The sequence below is a fragment of the Pseudomonas sp. B21-012 genome (assembly GCF_024749305.1).
In the GTDB taxonomy this organism is placed as follows: Bacteria; Pseudomonadota; Gammaproteobacteria; order Pseudomonadales; family Pseudomonadaceae; genus Aquipseudomonas.
Genome location: NZ_CP087197.1, coordinates 1113621 through 1133343 on the forward strand (window position 1 = coordinate 1113621; position 19723 = coordinate 1133343).

The window sequence follows — 19723 nt, forward strand, 5'->3', positions numbered from 1 at the left end:
GACAAGAAAAAGCCGACCTCAGGGTCGGCTTTTTTGTGCGCGGTTATTTTTTGCGCTTGGGAATTCGCACCAGTTGAGTGTCGGAGTAGATGTCGTGCCAGCTGCGCTTGCGCTTGTCGAACAACGCCCAGATAAAACCCAGGCCCAAGCACAACCACGAGCCGATCGATACGACAAAACGCAGCAGCGCCTGCCACAGGCTGATGGCGCTGCCGTCGGCATTTTGCACACGGATGCCCCATACCTGCATACCCAGGGTCTGGCCGCCGTGGGTCCAGAACTTGGCGAAAAAGCCGAACAGGGCGAACAGCAGGATGGTCGACAGCAACGGGTCGCCATCCAGGGCGCCGGCCTCGGTCAACTCGCGCATGCGCGCTTCCCCGATAAAAGCCATCTGGATCATCTTGTAGGCACCGGCGGTGACGATCAGCAACGCGGTGCACAGCAAAAAGTCATAGAACATGGCGGCCAGGCGGCGGCCAAGGTCGACAGGGGGAAATTCACCTTCGGGCTGTAACAGCTGCTTGGGCACTGGCGAGGCCCTCCTTGCGCAAAACGCCCATTCTACGGAATTGCGCGCACAAAAAAGCCCCTGCTGTCGCCAGCAGAGGCTTCTTTGTTGATGAAGATCAGCCTTCGGCTTGAACTTCGTCAGCCTGCATGCCTTTCTGGCCCTGCACGGCGATGAAGGTGACTTTCTGACCTTCTTTCAGGCTCTTGAAGCCGTTACCCTGAATAGCGCGGAAGTGCACGAACAGATCCGGACCGCTTTCTGGAGTGATGAAACCAAAACCTTTCTCGTCGTTAAACCACTTGACGGTACCGCTCTGACGTTGGGACATTGTCTTATTTCCTTTGAAACTTAGAATTAGTAACAGCTTCTTCCAAATGAAAGAGTACTGGGCTGGGTTGCAGGAAAGTAAGAGACGTCGAACGGGTGTAGCAAACATCAGAGCTACTGCCCAGGTCACGAACCATAGCGACCCATGCAAACACAGTGCACAGACAATACGCTAACTTTGAAGACAAAAACAAGCCCTGCAGACCGCCGCCGCTGTGCCTTTTAGCCGCCGTTCGGTCGATTTTTTCCGGCTCATTCCAAGCATTGTCGCAACGCTTTTCGAAAGTTATAAAAAGCGTTCGAATTCGAAAATCCGAACGCTTCATGACACGTTGTTTCAAGTATCGATTCAGCCGCGATAATAGCGTTGGGCAACGAAGGGCATCTTGCTCACTTTCATCGCCACGCGCTTGCCGCGCACGATCGCCCACACTGGGGTTTCCAGTGCGCTGTACGCGGCATCGAGGTACCCCATCGCCACCGGCGCATTCAATGTCGGGCCAAAGCCGCCACTGCAGATGCTGCCGATAACCGTGCCTGACTCGTCAACGATCTCGGCGCCTTCGCGCACCGGTGTGCGCTCCTGCGGCAACAGGCCCACGCGCTTGCGCGCAACCCCGCTTTGCTGCTGGGCGAAGATCGCCTCGGCACCGGGGAAGCCGCCGGCGCGCTGGCCATCGGCACGGCGCACCTTGGAGATGGCCCAGAGCAGGCTGGCTTCGATGGGCGTGGTCTGGGTGTTCATGTCGTGGCCATACAGGCACAGGCCGGCCTCCAGGCGCAGCGAGTCGCGTGCGCCCAGGCCGATAGCCTGGACTTCGGGTTCGGCCAGCAGGCGGCGCGCCAGCTCTTCGGCTTTCCCGGCCGGCACCGAAATCTCGAAACCGTCCTCACCGGTGTAGCCCGAGCGGCTGACAAAACAGTCTGCGCCCAGCAGTTGTACCGGCTGGAACTGCATGAAAGTCATCTTCGTCACGACGGGTGCCAGGCGCTCGAGCACCTTCACCGCCGCCGGCCCCTGCAGGGCCAGCAGGGCGCGCTCCTCGAACAGTGGCTGGATCTGGCACTGATCGCCGATATGTTTGCGCAAATGGGCCAGGTCTTGCTCTTTGCAGGCCGCGTTGACCACCAGGAACAGTTCGTCGTTGCCCAGGTTGGCGACCATCAGGTCATCGAGGATGCCGCCGTGTTCGTTGGTGAACATGGCATAGCGCTGCATGCCCACCGGCAGGTCGATGATGTCGACCGGCACCAGGGTTTCCAGGGCCTTGGCTGCAGCGGCGCCGCTCAGGCGGATCTGGCCCATGTGCGAAACGTCGAACAGGCCGGCCTGCTCGCGGCTGTGCAGGTGTTCTTTCATCACTCCCAGCGGGTACTGGACCGGCATGTCGTATCCGGCGAAAGGCACCATGCGGGCGCCCAGTTCCAGGTGCAGGGCGTGCAGCGGGGTCTTGAGCAGTGTTTCGGTGGACATTGATGACTCCTTGGGGCTTGAGAGGGTGTCAGCATTCGATGATGTTGACGGCCAGACCGCCGCGGGCGGTCTCCTTGTATTTGCTTTTCATGTCGGCGCCGGTCTGGCGCATGGTGCGGATGACCTTATCCAGCGAGACGAAGTGCTGCCCGTCACCGCGCAGGGCCATGCGCACCGCGTTGATGGCCTTGACCGAACCCATGGCGTTACGCTCGATGCAGGGCACCTGGACTAGCCCGCCGATCGGGTCGCAGGTCAGGCCCAGGTTGTGTTCCATGCCGATTTCGGCGGCGTTCTCGACCTGCTGCACCGTGCCGCCCATCACCTCGCACAGGGCTCCGGCGGCCATCGAGCAGGCAACGCCGACTTCGCCCTGGCAGCCGACTTCGGCACCGGAGATCGAGGCGTTCTCTTTATAGAGGATGCCGATGGCGGCGGCGGTGAGCAGAAAACGCACCACGCCGTCGTCATTGGCGCCCGGGATAAAACGCATGTAGTAGTGCAACACTGCCGGGACGATGCCGGCGGCGCCATTGGTCGGCGCGGTGACCACGCGCCCGCCAAAGGCGTTTTCTTCGTTGACGGCCAGGGCGTAGAGGTTGACCCAGTCGAGCACCGACAGCGCGTCGCGCAGGCTCGCCTCCGGGTTGCTGCACAGCTGGCGGTACAGTGCGGCGGCGCGGCGTTTGACCTTGAGCCCGCCAGGCAAGATACCTTCGTTGCGACAACCGGCAGACACGCAGTCCTGCATGACCTGCCAGATGTGCAACAGGCCGCTGCGGGTGTCGCTTTCCGGGCGCCAGGCGGCTTCGTTGGCCAGCATGACCTGGCTGATCGACAGGTGCTGCGCGGTACAGTGGCCAAGCAGCTCCTTGGCGGTCTTGAACGGGTAGGGCAGCACGGTGCTGTCTTCGACGATGCGATCGGCGCCGGCGGCGTCCTCGTCGACCACGAAACCACCGCCCACCGAGTAGTACTCGCGGCTGCGAATCTGCAAGCCGGCGGCGTCAAAGGCACGGAAGATCATGCCGTTGGGATGGAAGGCCAGGGGTTTGCGGATCATCGCCAGGTGCTGCTTTTCAACGAAGTCGATGGCATGCTCGCCGAGCAGGTTGAGCCGGCCGCTGCTGCGGATGGCCTGCAGGCGTGCGGGGATGCTTTCGGTGTCGACGCTGTCCGGGTGTTCGCCTTCAAGGCCGAGCAGCACGGCCTTGTCGCTGCCGTGGCCTTTGCCGGTGGCGCCGAGCGAGCCATAGAGCTCGGCCTTGACGCTGACTGTAGCGGCCAGCAGGCCGTCGCGACGCAGGCCTTCAGCAAAACGCGCAGCGGCGCGCATAGGGCCTACGGTATGGGAACTGGAGGGGCCGATGCCGATCTTGAACAGGTCGAAGACGCTTAGTGACATGGTCGTACCCTCGTTGTGATGAAGGCTATCGCGGGGCAAGCCCGCTCCCACAGGGAATGAGGGTCTCACTGTGGGAGCGGGCTTGCCCCGCGAAGAGGCCTCAGACGTCCTGATAGCTCTCGATCGACGGGCAGGCACACACCAGGTTGCGGTCGCCAAACACGTTGTCAACGCGGCCGACCGGGGGCCAGTACTTGCCTTCGACCAGCGAGGTCAGCGGATACACCGCCTGCTCGCGGCTGTACGGGTGGCTCCACTCACCGGCGATTTCGGCGGCAGTGTGCGGGGCGTTCTTCAGCGGGTTGTCGTCCTTGTCCAGGCTGCCGCTTTCGACTGCGCGAATCTCTTCGCGGATGCGGATCATCGCCTCGCAGAAGCGGTCCAGTTCTTCTTTAGACTCGCTTTCGGTCGGTTCGATCATCAGCGTGCCGGCCACCGGGAACGACATGGTCGGGGCGTGGAAGCCGAAGTCGATCAGGCGTTTTGCCACGTCATCGACGCTGATGCCGCTGCTGTCCTTGATCGGGCGCAGGTCGAGGATGCACTCGTGCGCCACCAGGCCATTGCTGCCGGTGTACAACACAGGATAGTGCTCTTCCAGGCGGCGGGCGATGTAGTTGGCGTTGAGGATGGCCATTTGCGAGGCACGCTTGAGCCCGGCGCCACCCATCATGCGGATGTACATCCAGGTGATCGGCAGGATGCTGGCGCTGCCGAACGGTGCGGCGCAAACCGCGCCCTGCTTGTTGTCCATGTGCGCATGGCCCGGCAGGAACGGCGCCAGGTGCGATTTGACGCCGATCGGGCCGACGCCCGGGCCGCCACCGCCGTGGGGGATGCAGAAGGTCTTGTGCAGGTTCAGGTGCGAAACGTCGCCGCCGAACTTGCCCGGGGCGCAGAGGCCGACCATGGCGTTCATGTTGGCGCCGTCGATGTACACCTGGCCGCCGTTGTCATGGATGATCGCGCAGATCTCGCCAATGGCTTCTTCGAACACGCCATGGGTCGAGGGGTAGGTGATCATCAGCGCGGCAAGGTGTTCGCGGTGTTCGATGGCCTTGGCACGCAGGTCGTCGATGTCGACGTTGCCGCGGGCGTCACAGGCGGTGACTACAACGCGCATGCCGGCCATGTGTGCGGTAGCGGGGTTGGTGCCGTGGGCCGAGGACGGGATCAGGCAGATGTCGCGACGCGCTTCGCCGCGGCTCTGGTGATAGGCGCGAATCGCCAGCAGGCCGGCGTATTCGCCCTGGGAGCCGGCGTTGGGCTGCAGCGACACGGCGTCGTAGCCGGTGGCGGCGCAGAGCATGGCTTCCAGCTCGCTGGTCAGTTGCTGGTAACCCTGGCTCTGCGCGGCCGGGGCGAACGGGTGCAGGCTGCCGAACTCGGCCCAGGTCACCGGGATCATTTCGCTGGCGGCGTTGAGCTTCATGGTGCACGAGCCCAGCGGGATCATGGTGCGGTCCAGCGCCAGGTCCTTGTCAGCCAGGCGGCGCAAGTAGCGCATCAGCTCGGTTTCGCTGTGGTAACGGTTGAACACCGGGTGCTCGAGAATCGCCGACTGGCGCAGCAGCGTGCGTGGCAGTTGTGCCTGAACGCTGGCAGCGAGGGTGGCGAAGTCCGGGCTGGCCTTGCCAGCGGCGAACAGCTGCCACAGGGCTTCGACGTCGGCCTGGGTGCTGGTTTCATCCAGCGACAGGCCCAGGCGCTGGGCGTCGATCTGGCGCAGGTTCAGGCGTTGGCTGCGGGCCTGGTCGTGCAGGGCGGCGGTGCTGCTGCCGGTGGCCAGGGTCAGGGTGTCGAAGAAGTGTTCCACTTCGACCTGTACACCCAACTGTTGCAGGCCGGCCTTGAGGATCGCGGTCAGCGCGTGGGTACGCTCGGCGATCTGCTTCAGGCCCTGAGGTCCGTGGTATACGGCGTACATGCTGGCGATGTTGGCCAGCAGTACCTGGGCAGTGCAGATGTTGCTGGTGGCTTTCTCGCGGCGGATATGTTGCTCGCGGGTCTGCATGGCCAGGCGCAGTGCGGTCTTGCCGAAGCGGTCGATCGACACGCCGACCAGGCGGCCGGGCATGTCGCGCTTGAATGCATCGCGGGTCGAGAAGAAGGCGGCATGCGGGCCACCGAAGCCCAGCGGTACACCAAAGCGCTGGGCGCTGCCGATGGCCACGTCGGCGCCGAATTCGCCCGGCGGGGTCAGCAGGGTCAGGGCCAGCAGGTCGGCCGCCACGGCGACCAGGGCATTGGCCGCGTGGAAGCGCTCGACCAGCTCGCGGTAGTCGAAGACTTCACCACTGCTGGCCGGGTATTGCAGCAGGGCGCCGAAGAAGGCGCTGACATCGCTCAGCTCACGCTCGTCGCCGACGACAACCTCGATACCCAGCGGCTCGGCACGGGTGCGCAGCACGTCCAGGGTTTGCGGGTGGCAATGCACCGAGGCGAAGAAGGCGTGGCTGCCCTTGTTCTTGCTCAGGCGTTTGCAGAAGGTCATGGCTTCGGCAGCGGCAGTGGCTTCGTCGAGCAGGGAGGCGTTGGCGATCGGCAGGCCGGTGAGGTCGCTGATCAGGGTCTGGAAGTTCAGCAGCGCTTCCAGGCGGCCCTGGGAAATCTCTGGCTGGTAAGGGGTGTAGGCGGTGTACCAGGCCGGGTTTTCCAGCAGGTTGCGCAGGATCGGCGCCGGCGTGTGGCAGTTGTAGTAACCCTGGCCGATGAAACTCTTGAACAGCTGGTTGTTGCCGGCGATGGCCTTGAGCGAGGCCAGCGCCTGGGCTTCGCTTTGCCCGGCGCCCAGCTCAAGGACGCTGGTGCCCTTGATGCTGTCGGGGATGACCGCGGCGCTCATGGCCTCCAGCGAGTCAAAACCGAGGGTGGCGAGCATGTGCTGCTCGTCGTGCTGGCGCGGGCCGATGTGGCGGGCGATGAATTCGTTGGCAGTGCCGAGGTTGATGGTCATGGCGGTTCCTCAGGCGTCAGCGTTGGCTTTGATCAGGCGGTCGTAGGCGTCCTGGTCGAGCAGTTGCGCGACGGCGCCGGCGTCGGCGGGGATGAAACGGAAGAACCAGCCTTCACCCAGCGGGTCTTCGTTGACCCGTTCGGGGTTGCCTTCGAGCTGGTCGTTGACCGCTACCACTTCGCCGGTCAGCGGCATGTACACGCCGCTGGCAGCCTTGACCGATTCGACGGTCGAGGCTTCGGCGCCTTGCTCGTAGCGTTGCAGCTCTGGCAGTTGCACGTAGACCACATCGCCCAGGGCGTTCTGGGCGAAGGCGGTGATCCCGACGGTGACGCTGCCGTCAGCTTCGCTACGCAGCCATTCGTGATCTTCGGTAAAACGCAACTCGCTCATGGAAACTCCTCAAGGGCCGCAGGGGACGGCTGTGGGCATGGCTCAGGTGAGCCCAGGGATGGGTAATGCCATAGCAATATTGCGGCCATATCTAAAATATCGTTTTAAAACAAATAGTTAGATAATTTCCAGCAGGAGAATAAATAACCGGTGTAGCGAAATCGCTACACCTAGGGGTGAGAAAAAAAGCTCAAGTGGATCAGAACCTTGCACTGTGGCCCTGAAACTGTGCTGTATCGATATCGTTACGATGTAGTGATTTCGCTACAGCTGTTCAGGGCTTGGCCGGGATGCCGTACTTGCGCAGGCGATGGGCGATGGCGGTGTGCGAGGTTTGCAGGCGGCTGGCTAGCTGGCGGGTCGAGGGGTAGCTGCTGTAGAGCTTTTCCAGCAGGTTGCGCTCGAAGTCTTCCACGGCCTGTTCAAGGCTGTCGACTTCAGCGTCATGGCCGCGAGCCACCGAGGTGCCGGCAATGTCCAGGTCGCCGATGTCCACCAGGCTGCTTTCGCTGATGGCCGCGGCGCGGAAGATCACGTTCTGCAGCTGGCGCACGTTGCCCGGCCAGCGGTTGCCCAGTAGCGCCGGGTAAGTGGCCGGGGCCAGGCGGCACAGCGGGCGCTGGATCTGGGTGCAGGCCTGCTGCATGAAGTAGCGCGCCAGCAGGAGGATGTCCTGGCCACGTTCGCGCAACGGTGGCACCTGCAGGTTGAGCACGTTCAGGCGGTAGAACAGGTCTTCGCGAAAGGTGCCCTCGGCGACCATTTTTTCCAGGTCGCGGTGGGTGGCGCTGAGGATCCGTACATTGACCTTGACCTCGCGATCACCGCCGACCCGGCGAAAGCTGCCATCGTTGAGAAAACGCAGCAGCTTGGCCTGCAGGTACGGTGACATCTCGCCGATCTCGTCGAGGAATACCGTGCCCTGGTTGGCCAGTTCCATCAGCCCCGGCTTGCCGCCACGTTGCGCGCCGGTAAAGGCGCCGGGGGCGTAACCGAACAGCTCGCTTTCGGCCAGGTTCTCCGGCAGCGCCGCACAGTTGAGGGCCAGGAAGGGCGCACTGTGACGGCTGCTGATAGCGTGACAGGCGCGGGCCACCAGCTCCTTGCCGGTGCCGGTTTCACCGTTGATCAGCAGCGGCGCGTCCAGAGCTGCAACGCGCAGGGCGCGGGCCTTGAGGGTGCGGATCGGCGGGGAGTCGCCGAGCAGGGCATCGAAGCCCTCGGCATGGTCATGGTGCAGCGCCGACAGCCGTTCGCCGATGCGGTTGGGCTGGTACAGGGTCAGCAGGGCGCCGGCGTTGGTGATCGGCGTGGCGTCGAGCAGCAGGGTCTGGCCGTTGAGGGTCACTTCGCGCAGGGGCAGGTGGAAGCCCTGTTCGATCAGCGCTTCGAGCAAGCCCGGGTCGCCAAACAGGTCGGCCACCGAACGGTCGGACGGTTCCTGCCCGCACAACGCCACCAGCGCCGGGTTGGCCAGCAGCACGTGGCCGGCGCTGTCCAGGGCCAGCACCGGGTCGCTCATGGCCGCGAGCAGGGCATCGAGCTGCAGGTGACGGCGCTGGCCGGGGAGGATGTCGACCACTTGTACGGTTTGCACGCCCTGCACGTTGAACAGCGCGTCGTGCAGCTCTTCGAGCACGTGGGGGCTGAGGGTCGGGGCGTCGATGTAGACGTTCGGCGGCACCATCTCCACGGCGTCCAGGTTGAGGTTGCGGGCGCCGAGCAGGGCCAGCACTTCCTGGGTGATACCGACACGGTCGATGAAACTGACGTGGATGCGCATGGGGGAGGGGGTCAAGGCTGCCGAAGGCGGCCAGTATGCTGTTCAGCGCAATCGCGGGGCAAGTCGGTTCGCCGCACCGCCGCTCCTACCTGGGTGAGAGCGGCGGTGCGGCGAACCGACTTGCCCGGCGATGAGGCCGGTAGGGCTATTCGAAGTGCTCGGGATTGACCGGGTCGCCCGACTTCACCTCCAGCTTCTCGCGAATGTCCTCGAACATCAGGTCGTAGATCTTGTGCCCTGAGCCCAGGCTCTCGAATTTCTTCGGCGACGGCATGTAGCTCTGCGCCTTGCGCGTGGCAACACTCAGGAAGCTTGGCAGTACCTCTTCCTTGCTCAGGAAGAACTTTTCCTCCACGGTCTTGCCTTCGATGCTCCCATGCATGTGGAAATCAATGCCGTGTTTGTTGGCTTCCCGGACTACTGCGTACTCGATATTCAGGTCGTAGCTGTGATCAGCCTTGTTCAGCGCAGTGCGCTCGATATGCACGTGACCGGGTTTGAACTGGGCCATGATGGAATCCTCCGCAAAGGTGAAAACGGCGGGCCCTGGGCCCGCCAACTGCATTCAACGGTAGCTGATTCCCGGCTTGGCGGTGGAAACCCGGGTACCGGCCGTACCCTTGACGATATCCTCGATGTCGGCCAGCGAACCGATGACCGCCACTTTGCCGGTGTGGCGCGCAAAGTCGCAAGCGGCCTGGACTTTCGGGCCCATGGAGCCTGCGGCAAAGCCCAGGCGTTCGAGCTCGTCCGGGTGTGCCTGGGCAATCGCCTTCTGGCTTGGCTTGCCATAGTCGATGAACGCCGCGTTGACGTCGGTGGCGATCACCAGCAGGTCGGCTTCGAGCTGTTCGGCCAGTAGCGCCGAGCACAGGTCTTTGTCGATCACCGCCTCGATGCCCTTGAGCTTGCGGTCGGCGTCATACATGGTCGGGATACCGCCACCGCCGGCGCAGATGACGATGCTGCTCTTTTCCAGCAGCCATTTGATTGGGCGGATCTCGAAGATGCGCTTGGGTTTCGGGCTGGCGACCACACGGCGGTATTTGTCGCCGTCGGCCTTGACCACCCAGCCTTTTTCCTTGGCCAGGCGCTCGGCGTCTTCCTTGCTGTAGACCGGGCCGATGAACTTGGTCGGGTCCTTGAAGGCCGGGTCGTTGGCGTCCACCTCAACCTGGGTCAGGAGGGTGGCGAACGGTACTTCGAAGTCCAGCAGGTTGCCCAGCTCCTGCTCGATGATGTAGCCGATCATGCCTTCGGTCTCGGCGCCAAGCACGTCCAGCGGGTAGGCTTCGTCGGGCTTGTAGGATTGCGCCTGCAACGACAGCAGGCCGACTTGCGGGCCATTGCCGTGGGCGATGACCAGCTCGTTGCCCGGATGGATCTTGGCGATCTGCTCGGCGGCGATGCGGATATTGGCGCGCTGATTGTCTGCAGTCATGGGTTCGCCACGGCGCAGCAGGGCGTTGCCGCCCAATGCAACAACGATACGCATGATGATGTCCTTCTAGGAAAGGGAGATGCCACCCTGCTGGAGCGGGGCAAGCCCGCTCCCACAGAGACTGGCAGCTGGATTACAGGTCAGCCAGGGTCGACACCAGGATCGCCTTGATGGTGTGCATGCGGTTTTCCGCTTGCTCGAAGGCGATGCAGGCTGGCGACTCGAACACGTCGTCGGTCACTTCAATGCCGTTGGCCAGGTTCGGGTACTGCTCGGCGATCTGTTTGCCGACCTTGGTGTCGGAGTTGTGGAACGCCGGCAGGCAGTGCATGAACTTGGTCCGTGGGTTGCCGGTGGCTTTCATCAGCTCAGCGTTGACCTGGTACGGCAGCAGTTGCTGGATGCGTTCGCCCCAGGCTTCAACCGGCTCGCCCATCGATACCCAGACGTCGGTGTGAATGAAGTCGACGCCCTTGACCGCAGCTTTCGGGTCTTCGGTCAGGGTGATGCGCGCGCCGCTTTCTTCCGCGTATTTCTTGCACCGGGCGACCAGGTCGTCGTGCGGCCACAGGGCTTTCGGCGCGCAGATGCGCACGTCCATGCCAAGCTTGGAGCCGACCAGCAGCAGCGAGTTGCCCATGTTGTTGCGCGCATCGCCCAGGTAGGCGTAGCTGATCTCGTGGATCGGCTTGTCGGCGTGCTCACGCATGGTCAGCACGTCGGCGATCATCTGGGTCGGGTGGTATTCGTCGGTCAGGCCGTTGAACACCGGTACGCCGGCGAACTTCGCCAGCTCTTCGACGATTTCCTGCTTGAAGCCACGGTATTCGATGGCGTCATACATGCGCCCGAGTACCCGGGCGGTGTCCTTCATGCTTTCCTTGTGGCCGATCTGCGAGGAGTTCGGGTCGATGTAGGTGACGTTGGCGCCCTGGTCATAGGCAGCCACTTCGAAGGCGCAACGGGTGCGGGTCGAGGTCTTCTCGAAGATCAGCGCAATGTTGTTGCCTTTGAGGTGCTGCTGCTCGGTGCCGGTGTACTTGGCACGTTTCAGGTCGCGGGACAGGTCCAGCAGGTAGCGCAACTCGCGAGGGGTGTGGTGTTCCAGGCTCAGCAGGTTACGGTTGTGGATGTTGAACGCCATGATGTTTCTCCTGTTCGTGTGAACGGAAAGCGGTGATCGGCCCGCCTGCACCTGTGGGTGCAGGCGGTTGATGGTCGATTAATAGTCGATAGGGTCGCGCACGATCGGGCAGGTCATGCAGTGACCGCCGCCGCGGCCACGGCCCAGTTCGCCGGCGCTGATGGTGATGACTTCGACCCCGGCCTTGCGCAGCAGGGTGTTGGTGTAGGTGTTGCGGTCGTAGCCGATGACCACGCCTGGTTCAACCGCCACCACGTTGTTGCCGTCGTCCCACTGCTCGCGTTCGGCGGCGAAGCTGTTGCCACCGGTCTCGACCACGCGCAGTTTCTTCAGGTTCAGCGATTCGGCGACCACGTCGAGGAACGTCTTGTTCTCGCGGCGCACGTCCAGGCCGTATGGCTTGCTGCTGTCCGGGCGAATGACGAACGGCACGATTTCCTTGACCACTTCCGGGAAGACCGTGACCAGGTCGCGGTCGCAGAAGCTGAACACGGTGTCCAGGTGCATCGCTGCACGGGATTTCGGCAGGCCGGCGACCACCACTTTTTCCACCGCGCCTTTGGCAAACAGCGATTGCGCCAGTTGGCCGATGGCCTGGCGCGAGGTGCGCTCGCCCATGCCGATCAGGACCACGCCATTGCCGATCGGCATGACGTCGCCGCCTTCCAGGGTGGCCTTGCCGTGGTCCTGGTCCGGATCGCCGTACCAGATTTCAAAGTCGGCCGCGGTGAACTCGGGGTGGAACTTGTAGATGGCGGTGGTCAGCAGGGTTTCCTGACGTCGCGCCGGCCAGTACATCGGGTTGAGGGTCACGCCGCCGTAGATCCAGCAGGTGGTGTCGCGAGTGAACTGGGTGTTGGGCAGTGGGTCGAGCAGGAAGCTTGAGTGGCCCAGGTAGTCGCGGTACATCTTGATCACGCCGGCGCCTTCACTTTCCGGCAGGTCTTCACCGGCCACGCCGCCGATCAGGAATTCGGCCAGTTTGCGCGGCTCCAGGCCTTCGAGCCAGCTGCGCACTTCGTTGGTCAGGCCGACACCGACGGTGTCCGGGGTGATCTTGCGGTCGAGGATCCATTTCAGCGCTTCGGGGTTCTGGATGGTCTCGGTCAGCAGGTTGTGCATTTCCAGCACTTCGATGCCGCGCTCACGCATTTTGGTGACGAAGTCGAAGTGGTCGCGTTTGGCCTGGTTGACCCAGATAACGTCATCGAACAGCAGTTCGTCGCAGTTGCTCGGGGTCAGGCGCTGGTGCGCCAGGCCAGGGGAGCAGACCATCACTTTGCGCAGTTTGCCGGCTTCGGAATGTACGCCGTACTTAACTTTATCCGTGGACATGGTTCATTTCCTCCAAGTTGCGAAAACGGGTGGTTACAGAGTCAGGAAGCCGTCGTACAGGCCATAGGCAGCCACCAGGGCGCCAATGACTACGGCGGCGAAGATCAGCTTCTCCACGTTGGTAAAAATCGGTTGGCCGACCTCGCGCTTGGCCTTGGCGAACAGGATCACGCCAGGGGCATACAGCAGGGCCGAGAGCAGCAGGTATTTGACGCCGCCGGCATACAGCAGCCAGACCGCGTAGAGCAGGGCGATGGCGCCGATGACCAGGTCTTTCTTGCGTTCGGCCAGGGCCTGTTCGTAGGTTTCGCTGCGTACCGCGAGCAGGAAGGCATAGGCCGCCGACCACAGGTAAGGCACCAGGATCATCGAGGTGGCGAGGTAGATCAGCGACAGGTAGGTACTGGCCGAGAACAGGGTGATGACCAGGAAGATCTGCACCATGGCGTTGGTCAGCCACAGGGCGTTGGCCGGCACGTGGTTGGCGTTCTCGCGGCGCAGGAACTCCGGCATGGTGTGGTCTTTGGCGGCGGCGAACATGATCTCGGCGCACAGCAGTACCCACGACAGCAGAGCCCCGAGCAGCGAGATGATCAGGCCGACGCTGATCAGCACCGCACCCCAGTGGCCAACCACGTGCTCAAGCACGGCGGCCATCGACGGGTTCTGCAGCTTGGCCAGCTCCGGTTGGGTCATGATGCCCAGCGACAGCACGTTGACCAGCACCAGGAACAGCAGCACGGTGATGAAGCCGATGACCGTGGCCTTGCCGACGTCCGAGCGTTTTTCTGCCCGGGCCGAGAAGATGCTCGCGCCCTCGATGCCGATGAACACCCAGACGGTGACCAGCATCATGTTGCGCACCTGGTTCATCACGCTGCCCAGGTCCGGGTTCATCGAGCCCCAGATGTCAGCGGTGAAGATATCCAGCTTGAAGGCGAACAGGGCGATCAGCACGAACAGCGCCAGCGGTACGACCTTGGCTACGGTGGTGACCAGGTTGATGAAGGCCGCTTCCTTGATCCCGCGCAATACCAGAAAGTGCACGGCCCAGAGCAGCACCGAGGCGCCAATGACGGCTGCCGGAGTGTTGCCCTCGCCAAAGATCGGGAAGAAATAGCCGAGGGTGCTGAACAGCAACACGAAGTAACCGACGTTGCCCAGCCAGGCACTGATCCAGTAGCCCCAGGCTGAAGAAAAGCCCATGTAATCGCCGAAACCGGCCTTGGCGTAGGCGTATACCCCGCCGTCCAGGTCAGGCTTGCGATTGGCCAGGGTCTGGAACACGAAAGCCAGGGTCAGCATGCCGATGGCGGTGATGCCCCAACCGATCAGAACAGCGCCTACATCAGCACTTGCGGCCATGTTTTGCGGCAGCGAAAAGATCCCGCCGCCGATCATCGAGCCGACAACAAGTGCAACCAGCGCACCAAGTCGTAGTTTTCCGGGAGCGTCTGACATTGAATAACTCCGTACCAGGAGAAGAGATGACGCTAGAATAAATCCAGCGGCGAAGTCATTAGCTGATTCAGGTCAGTTCATGAGGACATTCCATTGCAGATCAATGACTGAAACAGCCTCCCGGAGTCTGCCGATCGCAGTACTGCAAGCCTTGTCAACTGGCACCTCCATGGCGTTTTAGAGCAATCGCTCTTGCGGGGCTGCGAGAATTGAAGCTAGTCCGTTTTGGGCGAATCGCAAATTTTCCCTGAGAATTTTTCTTATTAGCTTGAAGAAGCGCGAATTGTGCACAAAACTCACCATTTAGTTCGTCAGGCATAGACGCGCTAGTTATGAGCAGAAAGCGCTTAGTGGTTTAATATATATAGACGCTTAGAGTCAGATTATATTTAACTCAGGGTGTACCACTGGCGTTACAAACACGAGACAGAAGGGGATCTGCATGTCCGAACCTGGACAGAAATTACGCCTGGGGGCGTTGATCGCCTTGGTGGTCGGCTCGATGATCGGCGGCGGGATCTTTTCGCTGCCGCAAAACATGGCTGCGCGCGCCGACGTCGGCGCCGTACTGATCGGCTGGGGCATCACCGCGGTGGGCATGCTGGCCCTCGCCTTTGTGTTCCAGACCCTGGCCAACCGCAAGCCGGAACTCGACTCCGGCGTGTATGCCTATGCCAAGGCCGGGTTTGGCGAGTACATGGGCTTTTCTTCGGCTTGGGGCTACTGGATCAGCGCCTGGCTGGGCAACGTCGGCTACTTCGTGCTGTTGTTCAGCACCCTGGGCTTCTACTTCCCGGTGTTTGGCGAGGGCAATACGCCGATCGCCATCGCCTGTGCCTCGCTGCTGTTGTGGGCCGTACACTTTTTGGTGCTGCGCGGCATCAAGGAGGCGGCGTTCATCAACCAGGTGACCACCGTGGCCAAGATCGTGCCGTTGGTGATGTTCATCGTCATCGCCGCGGTGGCCTTTCGCGCCGACATTTTTACCCGGGACATCTGGGGCCTGAGCAACCCGAAATTCGGCGGCGTGCTCGACCAGGTGCGCAACATGATGCTGGTGACGGTGTTCGTGTTCATCGGCATCGAGGGCGCCAGCGTCTACTCCGGGCGGGCGGCGAAGCGCTCGGACGTCGGCAAGGCCACGGTGATCGGCTTTATCGGCGTGCTGGCCTTGCTGGTGCTGGTCAACGTGCTGTCGCTGGGGGTGATGACCCAGCCGGAGCTGGCGGCCTTGCAGAACCCGTCACTGGCGTCGGTGCTCGAACATATCGTCGGGCCCTGGGGCGCCTTGCTGATCAGTATCGGCCTGGCGGTATCGCTGCTGGGGGCGCTGCTGTCATGGGCCTTGCTGTGCGCCGAGATCCTCTTCGCCACCGCCCGCGACCAGACCATGCCGCGCTTTCTGGCCAGGGAAAACGCCAATCACGTGCCGGCCAATGCGCTGTGGCTGACCAACGTGATGATTCAGCTGTTCCTGCTGATCACCCTGTTTTCCGCCGGGACCTACACCAGCCTGATCTACCTGGCCTCGTCGATGATCCTCGTGCCGTACCTGTGGTCGGCAGCCTATGCGGTGTTGCTGGCGGTGCGCGGCGAGTCGTATGAAGGCCACCCCGGCGCACGGCGCAAGGACCTGCTGATTGCCGGTATCGCGCTGATCTATGCGATCTGGCTGCTGTATGCCGGTGGGCTGAAGTACCTGCTGCTGTCGGCGCTGCTGTACGCGCCGGGGGTGATCCTGTTTGCCCGGGCCAAGCACGAGCAGGGCCAGGCGCTGTTTACCACCTGGGAGAAGCTGATCTTCGCCGCCGTGCTGGTGGGCGCGGGGTTGGCGGCCTATGGCTTGTACAGCGGGATGTTGAGCCTTTAATCAGTGCCGGCACATTCACCAACAGGCAGCAGCAGAACCCAGCTCACAAGCCCCCTGCTGCCAATCCAACGGTGCCCCTTCGACCAGCAGCGGCGCCTTCAGCCGCTGCGCCAGCCCCCAGGGCGTCTGCTCCAGCTGCGGGTTCAGATCCGCTGCCGTCTCAGCCTGTAACGGCAAATCCGCTGCCAGCGTCCCCTGATCGATCAACAGCTTTGCCGTGCGCGCCAGCGACAGGCGCAGGGTTGCCCCGCAACCGCTGCCCAGGCGTTCGCTGTAGGCCTTGATCGCCGCAGCCGCCATCAGGTACCCGGTGCCATGGTCCAATGCCTGCACCGGCAACGGCACGGGCTTGTCGGCCTGTTGCCAGCGCATGCCTTCACAAGCGATGCCGCAGCTCATCTGTACCAGGCTGTCGAAGCCCCGGCGCTGTTGCCAGGGGCCGCTCCAGCCGTAGGCGTTGAGGCTCACATCGATCAGCCCGGGGTTGAGCTGGCGGCGCTGTTCGCTGGCATACCCCAGTCGTTCGAGGGCATCGGCGCGGTAACCATGCAGGAGAATATCGGCTTCACTGAGCAGGCGTTCAAACACCCGTCGATCATCCCCATCGTGCAAGTCCAGGCGCGCACAACGTTTACCCAGGGTCACCTCGGCAACCACCGCCGGTTCCTCCCAGCCTGGCGGGTCGATCCGCAGCACCTGCGCGCCGAAGCCTGCCAGCAGGCGGCTGGCTGTGGGGCCGGCGAGGATGCGGGTCAGGTCCAGCACCTTGACCCCGGCCAGAGGTCGGACGGCGTTACCGGTCCAGCGTCTTTTTGTAAAGGCCGGAGCCCGTTGGTGATGAATCAACGGCTCGGCATTCACTGCCAGGCCCTGAGGATGGGCCGACCATTCGGACCAGTTGCGCATTTGCGCGGCGCAACCGCCAGCGGTGACTATCGCGCTTTCCAGCTCATGAGCGCGCCAGCGCGCAACCAGATCAGCCATGTGTGCGCGGTCAGCCACACGGCCCACTACCTGCTGGGCGGCGGCGCGATGATGAGCTGCGTTGGTATGCAGGCGAATCCAGCCATCCTCGGCGCGGTAGTCACCGGCAATCGGGTCCCACAAGGGCGGTGTGCTCCAGCCTTGCGGGCGCAGGCTGGTGGCGAACCAGAACGAGCTCAGGCGGCGGTCAACTTCAACGCCAGGCTGTTGCTCAAGCTGGCGCTGCAGCAGTTCGGCGATTGCCAGGCCACAGGCGGCAATGCTGCTGCTGGCAAGCTCGGTGACGGCGAAAGTCGAAGGCAGGGCGCCGTTGCCGCGAAAGCGCAGGCTATTGCGCAGTGCCGTTGGCAGCTGCAGTTCGGCGACAAGGGTGTCGAGTAGCGCGGTCATCAATGGCCCTCCAGCAGAAGGGCCATTGCAGACCATCAGCGGCGCCAGGTCAAACCCGGAACTGATCCATCAAGGCCATCTGCTGCGACGACAGGGTGTTGAGCTGGCTGCTCACCTGCGCCGATTCCGCGGCCTGGCCGGTCAGGGTTTCGGTTACCCCGCGGATCGCCGAGACGTTGCGGTTGACCTCTTCGGCCACCGCGCTCTGCTGTTCGGCGGCACTGGCGATCTGCAGGTTCATGTCGCTGATCACCGTGACCGCCTCGCTGATCTTGTCCAGCGCCTGCACCGCCTGGTGGATCTGCCCGGCGTTTTCCTGGGCCTTGCCGTGGCTCGAATGCATGGTCGCCACCACCTCGCGGGTGTTGCTCTGGATGCGCTCGATCACCTGGCGGATTTCTTCGACCGAGTCCTGGGTACGGCGCGCCAGGTTGCGTACTTCGTCGGCAACCACGGCAAAACCACGGCCGCTCTCACCGGCGCGGGCGGCCTCGATCGCGGCGTTGAGCGCCAGCAGGTTGGTCTGCTCGGCAATGCTGCGGATCACCTCCAATACCGAGCCGATCTGTTCGCTGTTCTGCGCCAGGGTTTCCACTTCGCCAACGGCTTTGCTGACCTGTTCGGCGAGTACGGTGATGTCGCGGGTGCTGCGCTCGATGATCGCCATGCCGTCCTTGGCCGAACGGTCGGCACCGCGGGCGGCGTCGGCGGCACTGGCGGCGCTGTTGGCAACGTCGTGGGCGGTGGCGCTCATCTCGTTGGAGGCGGTGGCCACCTGGTCGATCTCGCGAAACTGCACCTGCATGCCTTCACTGGTGCGCTGGGCAATTGCCGAAGACTGATCAGCCGTAGCCCGGGCCTGGGTGATGCTCTGTTTGATCTGGGCGATGGTCGGCTGCAGCTTGTCGAGGAAGCGGTTGAAGCCGCCGGTCAGCCGCCCCAGCTCGTCCTTGCGCGCATAGCGCAGGCGCTGGGTGAGGTCGCCGTCGCCGCTGGCGATGTCTTCGAGCATGCTCGCTACGCTGTTGAGCGGGCGGGTCACGCCGGTGGCGGTCAGCCACATCAGCAGCAGGCCGCCGAGGCCGGCCAGGGTGGCGAACAGCACCACTTTGAGGGTACCGCTGGTGCGGGCCTCTTCAAGGGTCGCCTGCAGGCTGATGGCGTCGGCCAGCAGCACCTGCTTGGGCAGGTCGATAAGGATGCCCCAGGGTTTGCTGTCGGCAATCGGCTGCACCGGATTGACGGCGCGGATGGTATCGCCTTGTTCAAGGATCAGTGGCTGGTTGCCGGCGAGCTTCTGCAGCGCCTGCTGGCCGTCCTGGTCGATGGCCTTGCCGACCTTGCCGGCATCATTGCTGTTGGCCGCCAGCAAGCCGCTGGGGGCGACGATCATCAGGTGGCCGGCGCCGTTGAACAGCTCCTGCTGGGCCTTGGCGGCAGCCGCCTGCAGGGCATCGAGAGAAATATCCACACCGGCCACGGCGATCACTTTGCCGTTGTGCAGCAGCGGCATGGTGATGCTGGTCATCAGCATCTGCTTGCCGCCGACGGTGTCGGAGTAGGGCTCAAGCAGGCAGGAGCGCGCGCTGTTGCGTGAGCAGGTGTACCAGACGTTGTAGGGCGTGCCGCTGAGGTTGATCTCGGTCTTGTTCAGGTCGACATCGCTGATCACCGTGTTCAGGGCCTGACCCTGGGCGCGGCTCCAGTAGCTGGCAAAGCGCCCGCTCTCGTTGCTCAGGCGTTTGGCGTCGTTGGCAAAGGCACTGTCGCCGCCGTCCAGGCCGTCGGCCTCGAAGGCCAGCCACACGCCCAGCACGTCGGGGTTGCGCTTGAAGCTGGTGGCCAGGCTCTGGTTGATCGCTTCACGCAGGTCGCCAGCGCTCAGGCCGCGCTCGCGAGCCAGTTGCTGCAAGTCCTGGACCTGGTCGGCGAGGGCGGTGATGACGGTCTGGCTGTCGCTGAAAGTACGCCGCAGCATCTCGGCCTTTTCGCCGGCGCGGGCCTGCAGCAGGGCCTGGACATTGCGGGTGAGCATGGTGGTGCTGGCGTCGCCGACCAGCTCATCGCTCTGGTGCGATTGATACAGGTTGATACCGACGACGAGTGCGACCACGCCAAGCAGGCAGAGGCCGGAGAGCAGGACGATTTTCAGGCGGATCGAGAGCGTGTCGAACATGGACGTACTCGCTAAAAGGCAGGCCGGTAGAGGACCGAGCCACGGGCGGGCTCGATTCGCTACATCCTTT

The 19723-nt window shown here is 63.1% G+C and carries 15 protein-coding genes and 1 pseudogene; 1 reads left to right on the forward strand and 15 read right to left on the reverse strand.

Annotation, left to right across the window (positions count from 1 at the left end):
* Positions 1-43: 43 nt before the first annotated feature.
* From LOY37_RS05090 to arcD (LOY37_RS05145), 12 genes are all read right to left on the reverse strand, one after another.
* Positions 44-532, reverse strand: coding sequence for an RDD family protein (locus tag LOY37_RS05090; RefSeq protein WP_093387135.1), 489 nt, complete (start codon positions 530-532; stop codon positions 44-46).
* Between the two features lie 97 nt (positions 533-629).
* Entirely contained in the window at positions 630-842 is a 213-nt protein-coding gene (locus LOY37_RS05095) for a cold-shock protein (RefSeq protein WP_007931076.1), read from the reverse strand.
* A 348-nt stretch (positions 843-1190) separates the two neighbouring features.
* Positions 1191-2315 carry a glycine cleavage system aminomethyltransferase GcvT gene (gene gcvT, locus LOY37_RS05100; protein ID WP_093387130.1) on the reverse strand — a complete coding sequence of 375 codons (1125 nt, stop codon included), beginning with the start codon at positions 2313-2315 and terminating at the stop codon, positions 1191-1193.
* 28 nt (positions 2316-2343) lie between these two features.
* Complete coding sequence (locus LOY37_RS05105) at positions 2344-3720, reverse strand: L-serine ammonia-lyase (protein ID WP_195885742.1); 1377 nt, start codon at positions 3718-3720, stop codon at positions 2344-2346.
* 100 nt (positions 3721-3820) lie between these two features.
* Complete coding sequence (gene gcvP, locus LOY37_RS05110) at positions 3821-6676, reverse strand: aminomethyl-transferring glycine dehydrogenase (RefSeq protein ID WP_258716402.1); 2856 nt, start codon at positions 6674-6676, stop codon at positions 3821-3823.
* 9 nt (positions 6677-6685) lie between these two features.
* A complete protein-coding gene (gene gcvH, locus LOY37_RS05115; RefSeq protein WP_045196405.1) occupies positions 6686-7069 on the reverse strand; it encodes a glycine cleavage system protein GcvH in 384 nt (127 codons plus the stop codon).
* Positions 7070-7343: 274 nt separating this feature from the next.
* Entirely contained in the window at positions 7344-8852 is a 1509-nt protein-coding gene (locus LOY37_RS05120; protein ID WP_093387118.1) for a sigma-54-dependent transcriptional regulator, read from the reverse strand.
* 145 nt (positions 8853-8997) lie between these two features.
* The gene (locus LOY37_RS05125) at positions 8998-9363 is read right to left on the reverse strand and encodes a DUF5064 family protein (RefSeq protein WP_213602313.1); all 366 of its coding nucleotides are present in this window, start codon (positions 9361-9363) and stop codon (positions 8998-9000) included.
* A gap of 54 nt (positions 9364-9417) precedes the next feature.
* Positions 9418-10347, reverse strand: a complete 930-nt coding sequence (arcC, locus tag LOY37_RS05130) for a carbamate kinase (RefSeq protein WP_093387115.1) — start codon at positions 10345-10347, stop codon at positions 9418-9420.
* A gap of 79 nt (positions 10348-10426) precedes the next feature.
* Positions 10427-11437: an ornithine carbamoyltransferase gene (locus LOY37_RS05135; protein WP_045196413.1), complete on the reverse strand. Its 1011-nt coding sequence runs from the start codon at positions 11435-11437 to the stop codon at positions 10427-10429.
* Between the two features lie 78 nt (positions 11438-11515).
* The gene (gene arcA / locus LOY37_RS05140; protein WP_045196415.1) at positions 11516-12772 is read right to left on the reverse strand and encodes an arginine deiminase; all 1257 of its coding nucleotides are present in this window, start codon (positions 12770-12772) and stop codon (positions 11516-11518) included.
* A 33-nt stretch (positions 12773-12805) separates the two neighbouring features.
* On the reverse strand, positions 12806-14233 hold the full coding sequence (arcD, locus tag LOY37_RS05145; RefSeq protein ID WP_045196417.1) for an arginine-ornithine antiporter: 1428 nt from the start codon (positions 14231-14233) through the stop codon (positions 12806-12808).
* Positions 14234-14675: 442 nt separating this feature from the next.
* Here arcD (LOY37_RS05145) and arcD (LOY37_RS05150) point away from each other — a divergent pair, with 442 nt between their 5' ends.
* Entirely contained in the window at positions 14676-16103 is a 1428-nt protein-coding gene (gene arcD / locus LOY37_RS05150) for an arginine-ornithine antiporter (RefSeq protein WP_045196419.1), read from the forward strand.
* 15 nt (positions 16104-16118) lie between these two features.
* On the opposite strand, the gene LOY37_RS05155 is transcribed toward arcD (LOY37_RS05150), so the two are convergent.
* The 3 genes and pseudogenes from LOY37_RS05155 to LOY37_RS27525 form a co-directional block, all read right to left on the reverse strand.
* Entirely contained in the window at positions 16119-17477 is a 1359-nt protein-coding gene (locus LOY37_RS05155; protein ID WP_258716403.1) for a CoA transferase, read from the reverse strand.
* 49 nt (positions 17478-17526) lie between these two features.
* Complete coding sequence (locus LOY37_RS27520; RefSeq protein ID WP_371128687.1) at positions 17527-18282, reverse strand: methyl-accepting chemotaxis protein; 756 nt, start codon at positions 18280-18282, stop codon at positions 17527-17529.
* A 102-nt stretch (positions 18283-18384) separates the two neighbouring features.
* Positions 18385-19653: pseudogene (locus LOY37_RS27525) on the reverse strand (HAMP domain-containing protein); the annotation flags it as partial.
* Positions 19654-19723: the final 70 nt, after the last annotated feature.